Raw genomic sequence first — 15,104 nt, forward strand, 5'->3', positions numbered from 1 at the left:
CCGGGCGGGTCGCCGCCACCGCGCCTGTGGACGAGACTGCCCCGCAGGAACCTGTGGAGACCGCGGTGTCCGGGTGGTCCGCCGCACCCGGCCCGACGCTCAGCCGCTCGGGAGTTCCCGCTCGATCTGGGCCCCGACCTCGGCGACCATGTCGACGTCGTCGGGGTGCAGCAACCACTGCACCTGCAGACCGTCCATGACCGCGACCAACCGTCGGGCCGCGGACGCCGGCGCGGGGTGGGCGCAGTCGGCGAAGGCGTCGGTGAGGGTGGCGACGACGGAGCGGTAGCGCTGGTCGAAGAACTCGTGCGCGGGGTGCTCCGGCGAGGCGGACTCCGCGGCCAGGACGGTGAACAGCTCCACGACTCCGCGACGGGACTCGTTGCGGCGCACCACCTCCAGCAGCGCCGCGAGGCGCTCGCGGCCCGCACCGACCTGCAGGCCCGACGCTGCGGCGTCGTCCACGTCACGGCGTTCGAGCACGGCGAGCAGCAACGACTCCTTGCTCCCGACGTGGTGCTGCAGACCGGCCGGGGAGAGCCCGCAGCGGGCCGCGAGGTCGCGCATCGACGCCGCCCGGTACCCCGCTTCGGCGAACAGCGACACCGCCTCGTCGAGGATCTGCTCCCGGCGCGCTCGCCCCTTCGCGTACTCCCCACGGATGGCCATCCCCAATACCTATCACCTGCATGGTTTTCGGGGGTAGCCTCTGCGCCATGACCGACACCGACGTCCCCACCACCCCGCAGGGTGTCCTCGCGCAGCTCACGCTCGAGGAGAAGGCGGCCCTGCTGGACGGTTCCGACTTCTGGCACACCGAACCCGTCGAACGCCTCGGCGTCCCCGCGCTGATGGTCACCGACGGCCCGCACGGTCTGCGCAAGCAGCCCGAAGGGGGCGACCACCTCGGCCTGAGCGGCAGCGTCCCCGCGACCTGCTTCCCGCCCGCCGCCGGGCTCGCGTCGTCCTGGAACGTCGACCTGCTGCGCCGCGTCGGTGCGGCCCTGGGCCGCGAGACCCGCGCCGAGAAGGTGTCGGTCCTGCTCGGGCCGGGCGTGAACATGAAGCGGTCCCCGCTGTGCGGGCGCAACTTTGAGTACTTCTCCGAGGACCCCGTGCTGGCCGGCGACCTCGCCGCCGCCATGGTCGACGGCGTCCAGAGCCAGGGCGTCGGGACGTCGCTGAAGCACTACGCCGCGAACAACCAGGAGACCCGGCGGATGACGATCTCCGCCGACGTCGACGAGCGGACGCTGCGCGAGGTCTACCTGACCGCCTTCGAGCGCGTCGTGAAGCAGGCGCAGCCGTGGACGGTCATGTGCTCCTACAACCGGATCAACGGCGTCTACGCCTCCGAGGACCCCTGGTTGCTGACCACCGTCCTGCGCGAGGAGTGGGGTTTCGCCGGCCTCGTCGTCTCCGACTGGGGTGCGGTCAACGTCCGCGAGGACGGCGTCGCCGCCGGTCTCGACCTGGAGATGCCCTCGTCCTCGGGAGCGGGCACCCAGCGCATCCTCGCCGCCGTGGCGGCCGGGACCCTCTCCACCGAGGACGTCGACCGCGCCGCCCTGCGCGTCCTGGAACTCGTCGAGAAGTCGAAGGCCGCCCTCGCCGACCCCGGTTCGTTCGACGTGGCCGAGCACCACGCCCTGGCCCGCGAGGCCGCCACCGAGAGCGCCGTGCTGCTGAAGAACTCCGGCGACGTGCTGCCACTGGCCGCGACCGGCGGCACCATCGCCGTCGTCGGCGAGTTCGCCCGCACCCCGCGCTACCAGGGCGCCGGCAGTTCCCAGGTGAACCCGACCCGGCTCGACGACGCGCTGACCGCCCTGCAGGCGCAGTTCGCCGGCCACCGTGAGGTCACCTTCGCCGCCGGGTTCGTCCCCCAGGACGAGGAGGTCCAGCCCGGGCTCGTCGCGGAGGCCGTCGCGAACGCGGCCGCCGCCGAGGTCGTCGTGCTGTTCCTCGGCCTGCCCGCCTCCTACGAGTCCGAGGGCTACGACCGCGACCACACGAACCTGCCGCCCGCGCAGCTCCACCTGCTCGAGGAGGTCGTCGCCGCGAACGCGAACGTCGTCGTCGTCCTGGCCAACGGGTCCGTCGTCAACCTCGCACCCTGGCAGGGTTCCGTGCCGGCCGTCCTCGAGGGCTGGCTCGGGGGCCAGGCCGGTGGCGGTGCCGTCGCCGACCTGCTCTCCGGGGTCGCGAACCCGTCCGGCAAGCTCGCCGAGACCGTCCCGCTGAACTACCTCGACAACCCCACCGTCGGGAACTTCCCCGGCGAGAACGGCCACGTCCGCTACGGCGAGGGCCTGCTCATCGGCTACCGCTGGTACGAAGCGCACCAGCTGCCCGTCGCCCACCCGTTCGGCCACGGCCTCTCGTACACGACCTTCGCGTACTCCGACCTGAGCGTCGTCGACCGGGGCGAGCACGTCGAGGTCTCGCTCACCGTGGAGAACACCGGTGCGCACGCCGGGACGGAGACCGTGCAGGTCTACGTCAGCGACCACGAGGCGAGCGTGTACCGGCCCGAGCAGGAGCTGAAGGGTTTCGCCCGGGTGACCCTGGCCGCCGGCGCACGCGAACGCGTGCTCGTCTCCCTCGACGCCCGCGCGTTCTCGTTCTGGCACAGCGCCGCCGGTCGGTGGGTCCTCGAAGGGGGCGACTTCGGGATCCGCGTCGGGTCGTCCTCCCGCGACATCCGGCTCGCCCGGACCCTGACCCTGCAGGGCCAGGACGTGAAGCTCGAACTGGCCGTGGACGCCGAGGCCGAGGAGTGGCTGGCCCACCCCGTCGCCGGGGACGCCGTCCGCAGCGCGCTCGAGGGCACGATGTGGTCGGAGATGCTCTTCGACGAGCACAACGGGCAGATGATGCGGGCCATCCCGCTGCAGCGCCTCACCCGCTTCCCGGGGTTCCCCCTCGCCGAGGGCGACCTGCCGGAACTGGTCGCGAAGGCCAACGCCTCCTGAGGACCCGCGGCGCACGAGGAGCCCGCCCGGATTCCGGGCGGGCTCCTCGCGCGCCGTGCTCAGAGCGGGAGGGTCATCACGACGTGGGGCCGTTCCTCGCTGTCCCCGCGCCACCCCTCGGTCATGCCGAGCTTGCGGGCGACGGCGAAGCTGGCGGCGTTGTCGGGGTGGATGATCGAGATCAACCGCCGCAACCGCAGCACGTCACGGGCGTAGCCCACCCACATCGACGCCGCCTCGGTCGCGAACCCCTGGCCCCACGCCGACCGGGAGAGCCGCCAGCCGATCTCGACGTCGTCGGGGTACCAGCGCATGTGGTGCAGACCGGTGAACCCCAGGAACCGCCCGTCCTCGCGACGTTCCACCGCGGACAGCCCGAACGGGTTCTGCTCGAAGACCCCGTCGCAGCGCTCGGCCAGCGCGTCGGAACCCGCGCGGTCCAGCGGCGCGGGGAAGTGCCGCATCACCTCGGGATCGGCGTTGAGCTCGGCGAAGGGTTCCCGGTCGGCCGCGGTCCAGCGCCGCAGCAGCAACCGGGGTGTGACCAACCGGAAACCCTCGTTCACCGCTGGACTCCTCAGGCCGGGACGATGTTGACGAGCTTCGGCGCCCGGACGATGACCGTCCGCAGGCCCCGCCCCTCGAGCGCGGCCTGGACCTTCTCCGAGCTCAGCGCCAGCTCCTGCAACGCCTCCTGGGTGATGTCCGGGGACACCTCCAGCCGGTCACGCACCTTGCCCTGGATCTGGACCACGCACGTCACGGTGTCCTCGACGAGCAGCGCCTCGTCGACGACGGGCCAGCCGGCGCGGGCGACGCACGGGTCGTGGCCCAGCAGCGACCACATGTCCTCGGCCGTGTACGGCGCGACGAGCGACAGCATGATCGCCGTCGCCTCGGTGGCCTCGCGGACGGCGGGGTCCCCGCCACCGACGCCGGAGTCGATCGCCTTGCGGGTCGCGTTCACGAGTTCCATGACGCGGGCCACGGCGACGTTGAAGCGGAACGCCTCGACGTGCTGGGACACCTCGTGCACGGTCTTGTGCGTGATCGAGCGCAGGGCGCTGTCCCCCGTGGAGGGGTCGACGCCCGCGGCGGAGGTGACGTCGCGCGCCAGGCGCCACGCCCGGCCCAGGAACTTCGAGGAACCCGACGGGGACACGTCGGCCCAGTCGATGTCGTCCTCGGGCGGGCCCGCGAACGCCATCGTCAGCCGGATGGCGTCGACGCCGTGCTCCTCGAGCTGGTCGGAGAGCCGCACGATGTTGCCCTTGGACTTGCTCATCGCCGAACCCTCCATCTGCACCATGCCCTGGTTCAGCAGGCGGGTGAAGGGTTCGTCGAAGGGCAGGTAGCCCAGGTCGTGCAGCACCTTGGTGATGAACCGGGCGTAGAGCAGGTGCAGGATCGCGTGCGTGACGCCGCCGACGTACTGGTCGATGGGGCCCCACTGCGCGATGAGGTCCCGGTCGAACGCCTGGGTGTCGTCCTTCGGGGACACGAAGCGCAGGTAGTACCAGGACGAGTCGACGAAGGTGTCCATCGTGTCCGGGTCCCGGCGCGCCGGGGTTCCGTCGACGGGGCTGGGCACGTTCACCCAGTCCTCCGCCGCCCCCAGCGGTGAGGTGCCCTTGGGGGTGAGGTTCAAACCCTCCGAGGGCGGCAGCACGACGGGCAGCTGGTCCTCGGGGACCGGGACCTCACCGGTCTCGGTGTGCACGACGGGGATCGGGGTGCCCCAGTAGCGCTGACGCGAGATCAGCCAGTCGCGCAGGCGGTAGTTCTTCGCCGCCCGGCCCTTGCCGGCCGCGACCAGGTCCTCGACCGCCCGGGCGATGCCGGCCTTCTTGTCCAGGCCGTCCAGCGCGCCGGAGTTCACCAGCCTGCCGTCACCGGCCGTCGCCTCGCCGGACTCCGCCGGGTCGGGCAGGGGGTTGCCGTCCGCGTCGCGGACGTCGACGACGACCCGGACGGGCAGGCCGAACGCCTTGGCGAAGTCGAGGTCACGCTGGTCGTGCGCGGGCACGGCCATGATCGCGCCGGTGCCGTAGTCGGCCAGGACGTAGTCGGCGGCCCAGATCGGCAGCCGCTCCCCGTTGACCGGGTTCACGGCGAAACGGCCCAGGTCGACCCCGGTCTTCTCGCGCTCCGAGGCGAGGCGGTCCATGTCGGAGGTCTCCTGCACCTGGGTGCGGTAGACCTCGAACTGCTCACGGACCTCCGGCGACGCGCCCGCGGCCAGTTCCTCGGCCAGGTCGGAGTCGGCCGCGACGACCATGAAGGTCGCGCCGTGCAGGGTGTCCGGTCGGGTCGTGTAGACGCTGATCGGCTCCGCGCGGCCCTCGATGACGAACTCGACCTCGGCGCCGGTGGAGCGCCCGATCCAGTTGCGCTGCATCGAGATGACCTTGGCGGGCCACTGGCCCTCCAGGGCGTCCAGGTCGTCCAGCAGCCGGTCGGCGTAGTCAGTGATCCGGAAGTACCACTGGGTCAGCTTCTTCTTGACGACCTTGGCGCCGGAACGTTCCGAGGTGCCGTCGGGCAGCACCTGCTCGTTGGCCAGCACGGTCTGGTCCACCGGGTCCCAGTTGACCAGGGAGTCCTTGCGGTAGGCCAGTCCCTTCTCGTACAGCTTGAGGAACAGCCACTGGTTCCACTTGTAGTACTCGGGGTCGGAGGTGTGCAGGACCCGGTCCCAGTCGAAGGAGCACGCGTAGCGGCGCATCGACGCGCGCTGCTGGGCGATGTTGTCGTACGTCCACTGCCGCGGGTCGAGGCCGCGCTTGATGGCGGCGTTCTCGGCGGGCAGACCGAAGGCGTCCCAGCCGATCGGGTGCATCACGTCGAAACCGCGCTGCAGCCAGTACCGCGCGATGACGTCCCCGAGCGCGTACGCCTCGGCGTGACCCATGTGCAGGTCGCCGGAGGGGTACGGGAACATGTCCAGCACGTACTTCTTCGGGCGTTCGTCGCCCGCCTCACCGCTCGTGAACGGCTTGCGCTCGTCCCAGACCGGCAACCACTTCTCCTGCAGCGCGAACGCGTCGTAGCGGTTCTCGTCCGCCTCGTCCCGTGCCTGCGTGTCGGTCTGCGTCATCTCGTCCTCCCGGTGCGTCCGTGCGTCCCGCACCTGAACCTCCTGCGGACAGCGGAAGACCCCTCACTCAGGAGGGGTCACGGCGCCGGCACCTGCGAGGTCGCAGCAGCTCAGCGCCGGCTGGCAAGTCGGCGGGAAGACACGACCGACAGCCTACTCCGTCGGGCTCACGAGCGTTCCGGACGGGCCGAGCGGTCGGCGCGACGTCGACCCCAGCCGTGCTGCGGGGTGCTGCGACGCAACGCGCGACGCTGGGCCAGGGCCTGCTCGGCGCGCACCAGCAGGTCGGTGACGCCACCCTCGTCCCAGGGCGCCAGCACGGCCGCGCCGGCCTCGACGGACAGCCGCGCACTGGGCGCCCCGCCGGCGGTCGCGGCCGGGTCGAGGGCTGCGGCGACCTGCAACCGCTCCTGGGCCAACCCGACGCGCATCCGCCGTTCCAGCTCCTGGGCGTGCAGCCCGGCCCCGGGTCCCAGGACGATGAAGCGGCCCTCGTCCACGCGGGCGACGACGTCGGAGGTGCGGGTCGCGGCCCGCAGCGAACCGGCCGCGGCGGCCCACTCGGCCTCCTGCTGCCGGCGCTGCTCGTCGGCGCTGCGCACGAGGCCACCGACCTGCACACCGGGGGTGACCTCGATGATGCAGGCGTGCACGGCGCCCCCGGAGCGGCGGGCCGACTCCAGCACCTGGTTGCCGATGAGCATCAGCCCCCGACGGTTGAGCAGTCCCGTGACCACGTCGTTGACGTTCTCGTCCCGGGCGTGCTCGAGGGCGGACACCAGCGAGTCGGCGGCCCGCTCGGCCTCCCGGTGCGCCCGGTGCGCGACCGCGAGAGCCGCGGCGAGGATCCCCGCGAGCGCCAGGGCGCAGCCGAGGGCGACGAGGAGGGTGGTGGTCACCGGGGCCACGGTGGCCGTGACGGCGGTCGCGAGGACCCCCGCCACGGGCACGGCGACGAGAGCGGTGGTCCACGTGCGGCCGGCGGGGCTGCTGCTGGCGCGCGCCGGACGGACCGAGGGCTCGGAGGATCCGGGGGTGCTGTTCACCCTGGTGACGTCGGCACGCGGAGGTGTCGGCTGGATGGGGCGAGAGGGTGACGAGCGCATCCGTGCATCGTGACGCGGCGATCCGGGTGGACCACCCGTCTCAGGCCGTGGCGCGCGAGAACTCACCCGCCCGGCGCACCTGATCCCCGTCCGGGCGAACGCCGGTGTAGAGGACGAACTGCTCCGCGGCCTGCAGGGCGGCCACCTCGGTCCCGGTGACGACCTGCTTGCCCAGCTCACGACCGAGGCGGACGAAGGGGGTGTCCTCGGGGACGGCGACGACCTCGAAGACGGCGTCGGCGGCCTCGACGGCGGCCCGCGGCACGGGGAGGTCCGCGGCGGCGGAGCCACCGGCCATCCCGACGGGGGTGGCGTTCAGCAGCAGGGTCGGGCGGTGCTCCCCGAGGTCGGGCACCCAGCGGGCGCCGTGGGCCGCGGCGAGTGCCGGGCCGGCCTGGGGGTTGCGGGCGACGACGACGAGGTCGTCGAAGCCGTTGTCGCGCAGGGCGGCGAGCGAGGCCTTGGCCATCCCGCCGCTGCCGAGGACGGCGGCGGGGCCGCTGGGGACGATGCCGTGGGTGGCGAGGAGGCCGGCGACGGCGAGGTAGTCGGTGTTGTGGGCGACGAGGTGGGCCACCCCGTCGATCGGGGTGTTGACGATGGTGTTGACCGAGTCGATGGCGGCCGCGGAGGGGTCGAGGGCGTCGACGAGCGGGATGACGGCCTCCTTGAAGGGCATCGAGATCCCGGCACCGCGGATGCCGAGGGCGCGGAGGCCGCCCATCGCGGCGGGCAGGTCGGTCGTCGTGAACGCCTTGTAGACGAAGTCGAGCCCGAGCTCGGCGTAGAGGAAGTTGTGGAACCGGGTCCCGAGGTTGCTGGGCCGGCCGGACAGGGAGAGGCACACCTGGGTGTCTTTGGAGAGCACGACCCCATCCTGGAACACACCGAGGATGTTGATGGTTCAATGACAGTGTGAACAGGTCCGCGAAACGCATCGGGTTCCTCTCCTTCGGGCACTACCAACCCGTCGCCGGGTCGGCGGCCCGCACCGCCCGCGACGCCCTCGTGCAGACGGTGGAACTGGCGGTGGCGGCCGAGGAACTCGGCTTCGACGGCGCCTACGTCCGCGTCCACCACTTCGCGCGTCAGCAGGCGGCCCCCTTCCCGGTCCTCGCCGCGATGGCCGCGCGCACGAGCCGCATCGAGCTCGGCACCGGCGTCATCGACATGCGCTACGAGAACCCGCTCTACATGGCGGAGGAGGCGGCGATGACCGACCTCATCTCCGACGGCCGGCTGCAGCTCGGCGTGAGCCGTGGTTCACCCGAGCCCGCCCTGCACGGTCCCGCGACGTTCGGCCACGTCCCGGCCGAGGGTGAGACCGAGGGCGACATGGCCCGGCGTCACCTCGACGTCTTCCGCCACGCCATCGCCGGCGGCAAGGTCGCCGAGGCGAACCCGCGGATGACGGGCAGTTCGCGAGCGCTGCCGATCCTCCCCCAGGCCCCGGGCCTCTCCGACCGGATCTGGTGGGGCTCCGGCTCGCGCGAGACCGCGCGCTGGACGGCCGAGCAGGGCCTGAACCTCATGAGCTCGACCCTGCTCACCGAGGACACGGGCATCCCCTTCGACGAGCTGCAGGCCGAGCAGATCGCCCTGTACCGCCAGGTCTGGAAGGACTCCGGTCACTCGCGCGAGCCGCGGGTCTCGGTGTCGCGCAGCGTGATGCCGATCGTCAACGACCTCGACGAGGCCTACTTCGGCCGCGACCGGCACTCCACCGACCAGGTCGGTTCGCTCGGCGAACCCGGCCTCGCCCGCTTCGGGCGGACCTACGCCGGGGACCCGGACCAGGTCGCGGAGGACCTGGCCAAGGACGTGGCCGTCCAGGAGGCCGACACCCTGCTGGTGACGATCCCGAACGCCCTCGGGGTCGACTACAACGCCCACCTCATGAGCTCGATCGTCGAGCACGTGGCCCCCGCCCTGGGGTGGACGCGCGCGTCCTGACCTCCTCCCGCACGACCGCGGCCCGGGCCTCGACCTCGTCGAGGACCCGGGCCGTCGTCGTCCTCGGACCCACCGCGCACCGCCCCGCACGTCCGGCCTCTGGCGCGGGCGGGCGGATCGGCGCACGCTGGTGACGAGCCCGGCGACGAGGAGGCGCATCGTGGACGTGTCCCGACGAGGTGCCGTCACGGCCGGCGTCCTGGGCCTCCTCGCCGCCCCCGCCGGACCACGACCCGATGACGTCTCCCTCAGCGCCACCGACCTGCTGACCGGGCGTCGCCTCGAGCACCGCGCCGAACGCCCCTGCCCCGTGCTGACCCTCTCCGCCGGTCTCGCCCTCGGCCTCCTCCTGCGCGAGCGCGGTGTGGACGAGCTCACCCGGGTCGTCCGCTTCACCCGCGGTGACGTCGTGCGCTCCTCCCCCGTCTGCGCCTGGCACCTGCAGCAGGGGTTGTCCCTGGCCCGTCTCGGCGACGCGGCCCTGCGTCGCGGCGACGCGACGGCCACGAACCTGCTCGTGCGCCACGTCGGCGGGCCCGCGGCCCTCACCGGGTTCTGCCGGGAGCTCGGCGACGAGTGGACGAGGCTGGACCGGGTCGCCCCGGCCTCCTGCGGCGGTGACCCCTGGGACCCGCGCGACACGACCACGGTCACGGCCCTGGCTCTCGACCACGCGGTGCTGCTCCTCGGCGGCGTCCTCCCGCCCGGCAGCCGGGGCGTGCTCAGCGGGCTGTTCCCCACGGCCCGCCTCGCCGGCGGGTGGGAGTTCAGCGGGAGCACCGCCACCGCGCGCTACGGTTCCGTCGTCGCCGTCGGCACCGCGCGCCGGGACCGGCGTCGCGTCGTGCTGGCCGCTGCCGTGCGCAGCGGGCAACCGGGGACGTGGGGCTCGGAGCGTGCTCTCGTCCCGGTGCTGGACGACGTGCTGGCCGGCCTCGACCGCAGGTGGTGAAGTCCCGGGAACGACGGAAGGCCCGGACTCTCGTCCGGGCCTTCCGTCTGCGGTGGAGCTGAGGGGATTCGAACCCCTGACCCCCTCCATGCCATGGAGGTGCGCTACCAGCTGCGCCACAGCCCCGCTTTCGTCACTCAGGGTTTCCCCCGGCAACGAGGACAACACTACCGCACCGGCCGGGGTGGTCCGAACCACCCCGGGTCGCGGCGTCAGCCCTCGGCGCCCACCGCAGCGCCGGGCGGGCCGGCGTTGTACTCCTCCAGGACCCACCCCCGGGAACGGCGGCGCAGCACCGCCCAGTGGGCGTTGCGGAAGCCCGCGAAGGCGCTGCCCGCGGTCACCGGCAGGTCGAGGAGGCGCAGCACACCCGCCTTCAACGCCGCGCCGTGCGAGGCGACGAGCAGGGTCCCCCCGTCGGGGACCGCGGCGGCGTGCGCCTCGACGGCGGCGGCGATGCGCTCACCGAGCCGGATGCGGGTCTCGCCCCCACCCATCGCGACGTCGTCGCCGCGACGCCAGGCCGCGTGCTCCTGCGGCCACTTCCGCGCTATCTCGGCGCCGACCAGGCCCTGCCACTCCCCCGCGTCGACCTCGCGCAGGGCGGGGTCACGGGTGAGGGTGTGCCCGGTGCGGGACGTGAGCGCCGAGGCGGTGTCGAGCGCGCGGACGAGGTCGCTGGAGACGACCACGTCGATCGGCAGGGTGCAGAGGTGAGCCGCCGCTGCGGCGGCCTGGGCCCGCCCGACGTCGTCGAGGGGGACGTCGAGCTGGCCCTGGAAGCGGTTCTCGGCGTTGAACGGGGTGCGCCCGTGACGCCAGAGGACGACGGTGGAAGCCGTCACGCCTGACTGTCGGACGGCGCGGACGCCGCCGTGGACGCGGTGGCCGCCAGTTCGATGACCGGGCAGTCCTTCCACAGCCGCTCGAGCGCGTAGTACTCGCGCTCCTCGGTGTGCTGGACGTGCACGACGAGGTCGACGAAGTCCAGGAGGACCCAGCGGCCTTCGCGTTCGCCTTCGCGGCGCACCGGCTTGGAGCCCATCGGGAGGAGCTTCTCCTCGATGGCCTCGGCGATGGCGCGCACCTGGCGTTCGTTGGGAGCCGAGGCCACCAGGAAGGCGTCGGTGATGAAGAGCTGGTCGGACACGTCGAGCGCGATGACGTCGGTCGCGAGCTTGTCCGTCGCCGCGGCCGCGGCGCTGGTCACCAGCTCGAGGGCTCGATCGGTTGCGGGCACGGAACTCCTCGCCTGCATGAGCAGGTGTCGGCCGGGCACGAGGCCCGGGAAGCGGTCAGTCCGCTGATTCTCCCACGGCGAGAGCCTCCTGCCGGGCGCCGACCGCCGCACCCTCCGCCGGGGCCGCGTACAGGCCGTGCTTGGAGATGTGCTGGACGACACCGTCGGGCACGAGGTACCAGACCGGGAGGCCGCCGGCGACGCGATCGCGGCAGTCCGTGGAGGAGATCGACAGCGCCGGGACCTCCATCAGGCTGACCCCGTCCAGCGGCAGGCCGTCGTCGCTGAGGGGGTGGCCCGGCCGGCTGACGCCGACGAAGTGGGCCAGCGACCAGAGCTCCGCGACGTCCTTCCACTGCAGGATCTGCGCGAGGGCGTCGGCGCCCGTGATGAAGAAGAGGTCGGCCTCGGGACGGATCTCGCGCAGCTCACGCAGCGTGTCGATCGTGTACGTGAACCCGCCGCGGTCGATGTCGATGCGCGACACCGTGAATCGCGGGTTCGACGCCGTCGCGATCACCGTCATGAGGTAGCGGTGCTCGGCCGGGGCGATGTCGACGCGCGACTTCTGCCAGGGCTTGCCCGTGGGGACGAACACGACCTCGTCCAGGTCGAAGCGGGCGGCCACCTCGCTGGCGGCCACCAGGTGCCCGTGGTGGATCGGGTCGAAGGTGCCACCCATGACCCCGACCCGGGGCCGGCGACCCGCCGACGAGCTCAGTGGCGGGTCCCGACGCTCTTGAACGCCAGCGTCACGATGAGCATCATCGCGAGGAGGCACAGCGCCACGATCATGAAGGCGATGGGCGGCATGGGCAGCTTCCCGTGGACCTCTTCGGTCGCCTGGTTGGCCTGCGCGACGAGCGCGTGCAGCATGGTCGTCCTCCTGGCTTGCGGGCTGGTGCGTGCTGATCGGTGCGTGCTGGGTCGTGCGGTGGAGCCGGTGGTCAGTCTGTCACGGCGCGCGGAGCACCGCGGGGCGGGTGTGCGGGAGGATCCCCGCGTGTCGACCGCCGAGAGCCCCCCCGACGTCGCCCTGTCCGTGGTGGTGCCGGCCTTCGACGAGGCCGAGGTGCTGCCCGCGTTCGCGCAGCGGCTGCGTCCCGTGCTCGACGGCCTGCTCGAACAGGGTCTCGGCGGCTACGAGGTGCTCGTCGTCGACGACGGCAGCTCGGACCCGACGCCCGTCGTCCTCGCCCGGTTGCGCCGGGACTGGCCGCAGCTGCGGGTGGTCCGTCTGCGCGCCAACGCCGGACACCAGGCGGCCCTCTCGGCGGGGCTGGCCCGGGCCCGCGGGCGCGGCGGGGTGCTCACCATGGACGCCGACCTGCAGGACCCGCCGGAGGTCCTCCCCCGGATGCTCGCCGCCGCCGCCGGGAACGACGTCGTCTACGCCGTGCGCGAGGACCGCTCCGTCGACTCCGTCCTCAAGCGGCTGACGGCGGCCGCCTTCTACCGCCTGGTCTCCGCGCTCGGCGGTCGGGCCCCCGCGCAGGCGGGGGACTTCCGCTTCACGAGCCGGGTCGTCGTGGACACCGTCCTGGGCCTGCCCGAGGCGCACCGGGTGCTGCGCCTCGTCGTCCCCGACCTCGGCTTCGCCTCCACCACCGTCGGCTACGTCCGCGAGGCCCGCGGCGCCGGGCGCACCAAGTACCCGCTGGGGCGGATGCTGCGACTCTCCCTGGACGCCATCACCGGGTCCTCGACGGCACCGCTGCGCCTGGCGTCGTTCTTCGGCCTGGGCGGGGCGCTGCTGACGTTCCTGCTGCTGCTCTACGCGCTGGTGTCGTTCGCGCTCGGGTCGACCGTGCCGGGGTGGACGTCGACGCTGGCCGTCGTCGCCGGGGTCGGCACGCTGCAGCTGCTCTGCCTCGGGGTGCTCGGCGAGTACGTCGGGCGGCTCTACGTGCAGCTGCAGAACCGGCCGACGTACCTGGTGGCGAGCGACTCCCTCGAGGACCCTGCGGACCGGGGTCAGGCGCGGACGTGACCGTCGCCGAGCACCTGCCACGTCGTGGTGGTCAGCTCGGCCAGCCCCATCGGGCCACGGGCGTGCAGCTTCTGGGTGGAAATCCCGACCTCGGCTCCCAGCCCGAACTCCCCGCCGTCGGTGAACCGCGTCGAGGCGTTCACCGCGACGACCGCGGAATCGACTGCGGCGCAGAAGTAGTCGGTGACCCGGACGTCGGTCGCGAGCACGGCTTCGGTGTGCGCGGAGGTCCACCGGGAGATGTGCTCGACGGCGTCCTGCACCGAGTCGACGACGCCGACGGCGATCTCCATCCCGTGGAACTCCGCCGCCCAGTCCGCGTCGGTGACGGGCTCGGCCGGGATCCCCTGCGCCTGCGCGGCCCGCAGCGAGGTCGCGTCGGCGTGCAGGAGCACACCCGCCCCGTGCAGCGCGGCGAGCAGCGTCGGCAGGAAGTCGGCGGCGAGCGCCGAGTGGACGAGGACGGTCTCCGCCGCGTTGCAGACGCTGGGTCGCGAGGTCTTGGCGTTGAGGACGATCTCGACGGCCTGGGCGAGGTCGGCGGAGGCGTCGACGTAGACGTGGCAGTTGCCGACGCCGGTCTCGATGACGGGGACGGTCGCCTCCCGCACGACGCGCTGGATGAGGTCGGCGCCGCCGCGCGGGACGAGGAGGTCGATCAGCCCGCGCGCGGTCAGCAGGACCCCGACCCCGTCCCGGCCGAAGTCGTCGATGCTCGTGACCGCGTCGGCGGGCAGCCCGGCGCTCTCCAGGGCTGCGCGGATGACCTCGACGAGGACGGTGTTGCTGGACTGCGCGGCCGAGCCACCGCGCAGGACGACGGCGTTGCCGCTCTTGAGCGCCAGCACCGCGACGTCGACCGTCACGTTGGGTCGGGCCTCGTAGACCACGCCGAGCACCCCCATGGGGACGCGCAGCTGCCGCAGCCGGATGCCGTTGGGGAGGGTGGAGCCGCGGACGACCTCGCCGACGGGGTCGGGCAGCGCCGCGACCTCGCGGACCGCGGCGGCGACGGCGGCGACCCGGACCGGGTCCAGGCGGAGGCGGTCGAGCAGGTGCTGGGAGGTGCCGTCGGCCTCGCCGCGGGCGAGGTCCTCGGCGTTGGCCGCTACGATGCGCTCGGTGGCGGCGTCGATGGCGTCCGCGATCGCGTGCAGCGCGGCGTCCTTGGTCGCCCGGGTGGCCACGCGCAACGGTCGTGACGCCACCTTGGCGCGTCGGCAGACCGCCAGCACGGCGTCCTCGACGGTGGTTCCGGCAGCCTTCTCGGGCGCGAGCGTCATGCGCGCAGCCTACGCGTGCCCCGCAGATCGTTCAACGATCCTTCGCCGGCGAGGCCAGGGACCTCACCAGGGAGCGATGTCGCCGATCAGGTCGAGGGTCCGCACGCGGCGGGTGGGCACTCCCCCGCCGCCGACCCCGTGGCGCCGGCGTTCCGCCTGCTGGTCGACCCGGTGCTCCACGGTCGCGCGGTCGACGACCTCGACACCCACCACCGACCAGCACGGCAGCCCGGCGCTCGCGCGGTGCTCGGGCCACAACCGCAGGGCCATCGCGGCGGCGTCGTCGACGTCGCGGGCCTCGTCCCAGTAGCGCAGTTCCACCCTCGTGCTGCTGTAGCGCACGCTGGAGAGGAACGGGTGCTCGCTCAGCAGGCGGTCGAGCGCGCTGCGCAGGGTCTCCAGGTCGGTCTCGACCCCCGCGACCGTCAAGGTCACCGACCACAACGGCAACGGCGTCTGCGCCACTCCTGGCTCCCCGGTTCGAAGCTGTCTGCGGTCAGGGGCGCGG

15 protein-coding genes and 1 tRNA gene are annotated in these 15,104 nt (G+C 72.9%); 4 read left to right on the forward strand and 12 right to left on the reverse strand.

Annotated features, from left to right (window positions below; all coding sequences use genetic code 11):
• Positions 1 to 99: 99 nt before the first annotated feature.
• The gene (locus tag SJY07_RS04590) at positions 100 to 669 is read right to left on the reverse strand and encodes a TetR/AcrR family transcriptional regulator (protein WP_328295419.1); all 570 of its coding nucleotides are present in this window, start codon (positions 667 to 669) and stop codon (positions 100 to 102) included.
• Between the two features lie 47 nt (positions 670 to 716).
• Between SJY07_RS04590 and SJY07_RS04595 the strand changes: the two genes are divergently transcribed.
• Positions 717 to 2,975: a glycoside hydrolase family 3 C-terminal domain-containing protein gene (locus SJY07_RS04595; protein ID WP_380157316.1), complete on the forward strand. Its 2,259-nt coding sequence runs from the start codon at positions 717 to 719 to the stop codon at positions 2,973 to 2,975.
• A gap of 59 nt (positions 2,976 to 3,034) precedes the next feature.
• Here SJY07_RS04595 and SJY07_RS04600 read toward each other — a convergent pair whose 3' ends face one another.
• From SJY07_RS04600 to SJY07_RS04615, 4 genes are all read right to left on the reverse strand, one after another.
• Positions 3,035 to 3,541 carry a GNAT family N-acetyltransferase gene (locus SJY07_RS04600; RefSeq protein WP_380157317.1) on the reverse strand — a complete coding sequence of 169 codons (507 nt, stop codon included), beginning with the start codon at positions 3,539 to 3,541 and terminating at the stop codon, positions 3,035 to 3,037.
• An 11-nt stretch (positions 3,542 to 3,552) separates the two neighbouring features.
• Positions 3,553 to 6,072 carry a leucine--tRNA ligase gene (leuS, locus tag SJY07_RS04605; RefSeq protein ID WP_380157319.1) on the reverse strand — a complete coding sequence of 840 codons (2,520 nt, stop codon included), beginning with the start codon at positions 6,070 to 6,072 and terminating at the stop codon, positions 3,553 to 3,555.
• Positions 6,073 to 6,239: 167 nt separating this feature from the next.
• Positions 6,240 to 7,118: a GGDEF domain-containing protein gene (locus SJY07_RS04610; RefSeq protein ID WP_328295415.1), complete on the reverse strand. Its 879-nt coding sequence runs from the start codon at positions 7,116 to 7,118 to the stop codon at positions 6,240 to 6,242.
• A gap of 100 nt (positions 7,119 to 7,218) precedes the next feature.
• On the reverse strand, positions 7,219 to 8,046 hold the full coding sequence (locus tag SJY07_RS04615) for a shikimate 5-dehydrogenase (protein WP_380157322.1): 828 nt from the start codon (positions 8,044 to 8,046) through the stop codon (positions 7,219 to 7,221).
• Positions 8,047 to 8,093: 47 nt separating this feature from the next.
• Between SJY07_RS04615 and SJY07_RS04620 the strand changes: the two genes are divergently transcribed.
• Together SJY07_RS04620 and SJY07_RS04625 are read left to right on the forward strand one after the other, a co-directional pair.
• Positions 8,094 to 9,131 (forward strand): LLM class flavin-dependent oxidoreductase, encoded by a 1,038-nt coding sequence (locus SJY07_RS04620; RefSeq protein ID WP_380157324.1) that lies wholly within the window; start codon positions 8,094 to 8,096, stop codon positions 9,129 to 9,131.
• A 160-nt stretch (positions 9,132 to 9,291) separates the two neighbouring features.
• A complete protein-coding gene (locus tag SJY07_RS04625; RefSeq protein ID WP_328295412.1) occupies positions 9,292 to 10,083 on the forward strand; it encodes a serine hydrolase in 792 nt (263 codons plus the stop codon).
• Positions 10,084 to 10,136: 53 nt separating this feature from the next.
• On the opposite strand, the gene SJY07_RS04630 is transcribed toward SJY07_RS04625, so the two are convergent.
• The 5 genes from SJY07_RS04630 to SJY07_RS04650 all read right to left on the reverse strand — a co-directional run bounded on the left by SJY07_RS04630 (position 10,137) and on the right by SJY07_RS04650 (position 12,199).
• Positions 10,137 to 10,209, reverse strand: a tRNA-Ala gene (locus SJY07_RS04630).
• An 86-nt stretch (positions 10,210 to 10,295) separates the two neighbouring features.
• Positions 10,296 to 10,928 carry a histidine phosphatase family protein gene (locus tag SJY07_RS04635; RefSeq protein ID WP_380157327.1) on the reverse strand — a complete coding sequence of 211 codons (633 nt, stop codon included), beginning with the start codon at positions 10,926 to 10,928 and terminating at the stop codon, positions 10,296 to 10,298.
• On the reverse strand, positions 10,925 to 11,323 hold the full coding sequence (gene rsfS, locus SJY07_RS04640; protein WP_328295410.1) for a ribosome silencing factor: 399 nt from the start codon (positions 11,321 to 11,323) through the stop codon (positions 10,925 to 10,927). The genes SJY07_RS04635 and rsfS overlap by 4 nt, the downstream gene beginning before the upstream one ends.
• A 55-nt stretch (positions 11,324 to 11,378) precedes the next feature.
• A complete protein-coding gene (nadD, locus tag SJY07_RS04645) occupies positions 11,379 to 12,044 on the reverse strand; it encodes a nicotinate-nucleotide adenylyltransferase (protein ID WP_380162162.1) in 666 nt (221 codons plus the stop codon).
• Positions 12,041 to 12,199 (reverse strand): hypothetical protein, encoded by a 159-nt coding sequence (locus SJY07_RS04650; RefSeq protein WP_328295408.1) that lies wholly within the window; start codon positions 12,197 to 12,199, stop codon positions 12,041 to 12,043. The genes nadD and SJY07_RS04650 overlap by 4 nt, the downstream gene beginning before the upstream one ends.
• Before the next feature lie 127 nt (positions 12,200 to 12,326).
• Here SJY07_RS04650 and SJY07_RS04655 point away from each other — a divergent pair, with 127 nt between their 5' ends.
• Positions 12,327 to 13,313, forward strand: coding sequence for a glycosyltransferase family 2 protein (locus SJY07_RS04655; protein ID WP_380157329.1), 987 nt, complete (start codon positions 12,327 to 12,329; stop codon positions 13,311 to 13,313).
• On the opposite strand, the gene SJY07_RS04660 is transcribed toward SJY07_RS04655, so the two are convergent.
• Both SJY07_RS04660 and SJY07_RS04665 read right to left on the reverse strand, forming a co-directional pair.
• The gene (locus tag SJY07_RS04660) at positions 13,298 to 14,596 is read right to left on the reverse strand and encodes a glutamate-5-semialdehyde dehydrogenase (RefSeq protein ID WP_380157331.1); all 1,299 of its coding nucleotides are present in this window, start codon (positions 14,594 to 14,596) and stop codon (positions 13,298 to 13,300) included. The genes SJY07_RS04655 and SJY07_RS04660 overlap by 16 nt on opposite strands.
• A 63-nt stretch (positions 14,597 to 14,659) precedes the next feature.
• On the reverse strand, positions 14,660 to 15,061 hold the full coding sequence (locus SJY07_RS04665) for a hypothetical protein (RefSeq protein WP_328295405.1): 402 nt from the start codon (positions 15,059 to 15,061) through the stop codon (positions 14,660 to 14,662).
• Positions 15,062 to 15,104: the final 43 nt, after the last annotated feature.

The organism is Kineococcus sp. R86509, assembly GCF_042466365.1.
Taxonomy (GTDB): Bacteria; Actinomycetota; Actinomycetes; order Actinomycetales; family Kineococcaceae; genus Kineococcus.

What these genes read in the sequence shown, in the direction of transcription:
- SJY07_RS04590 (WP_328295419.1), bottom strand. Translation starts at nt 669, where the DNA reads ATGGCCATCCGTGGGGAGTACGCGAAGGGGCGAGCGCGCCGGGAGCAG.
- SJY07_RS04595 (WP_380157316.1), top strand. Translation starts at nt 717, where the DNA reads ATGACCGACACCGACGTCCCCACCACCCCGCAGGGTGTCCTCGCGCAG.
- leuS (WP_380157319.1), bottom strand. Translation starts at nt 6,072, where the DNA reads ATGACGCAGACCGACACGCAGGCACGGGACGAGGCGGACGAGAACCGC.
- SJY07_RS04650 (WP_328295408.1), bottom strand. Translation starts at nt 12,199, where the DNA reads ATGCTGCACGCGCTCGTCGCGCAGGCCAACCAGGCGACCGAAGAGGTC.
- SJY07_RS04660 (WP_380157331.1), bottom strand. Translation starts at nt 14,596, where the DNA reads ATGACGCTCGCGCCCGAGAAGGCTGCCGGAACCACCGTCGAGGACGCC.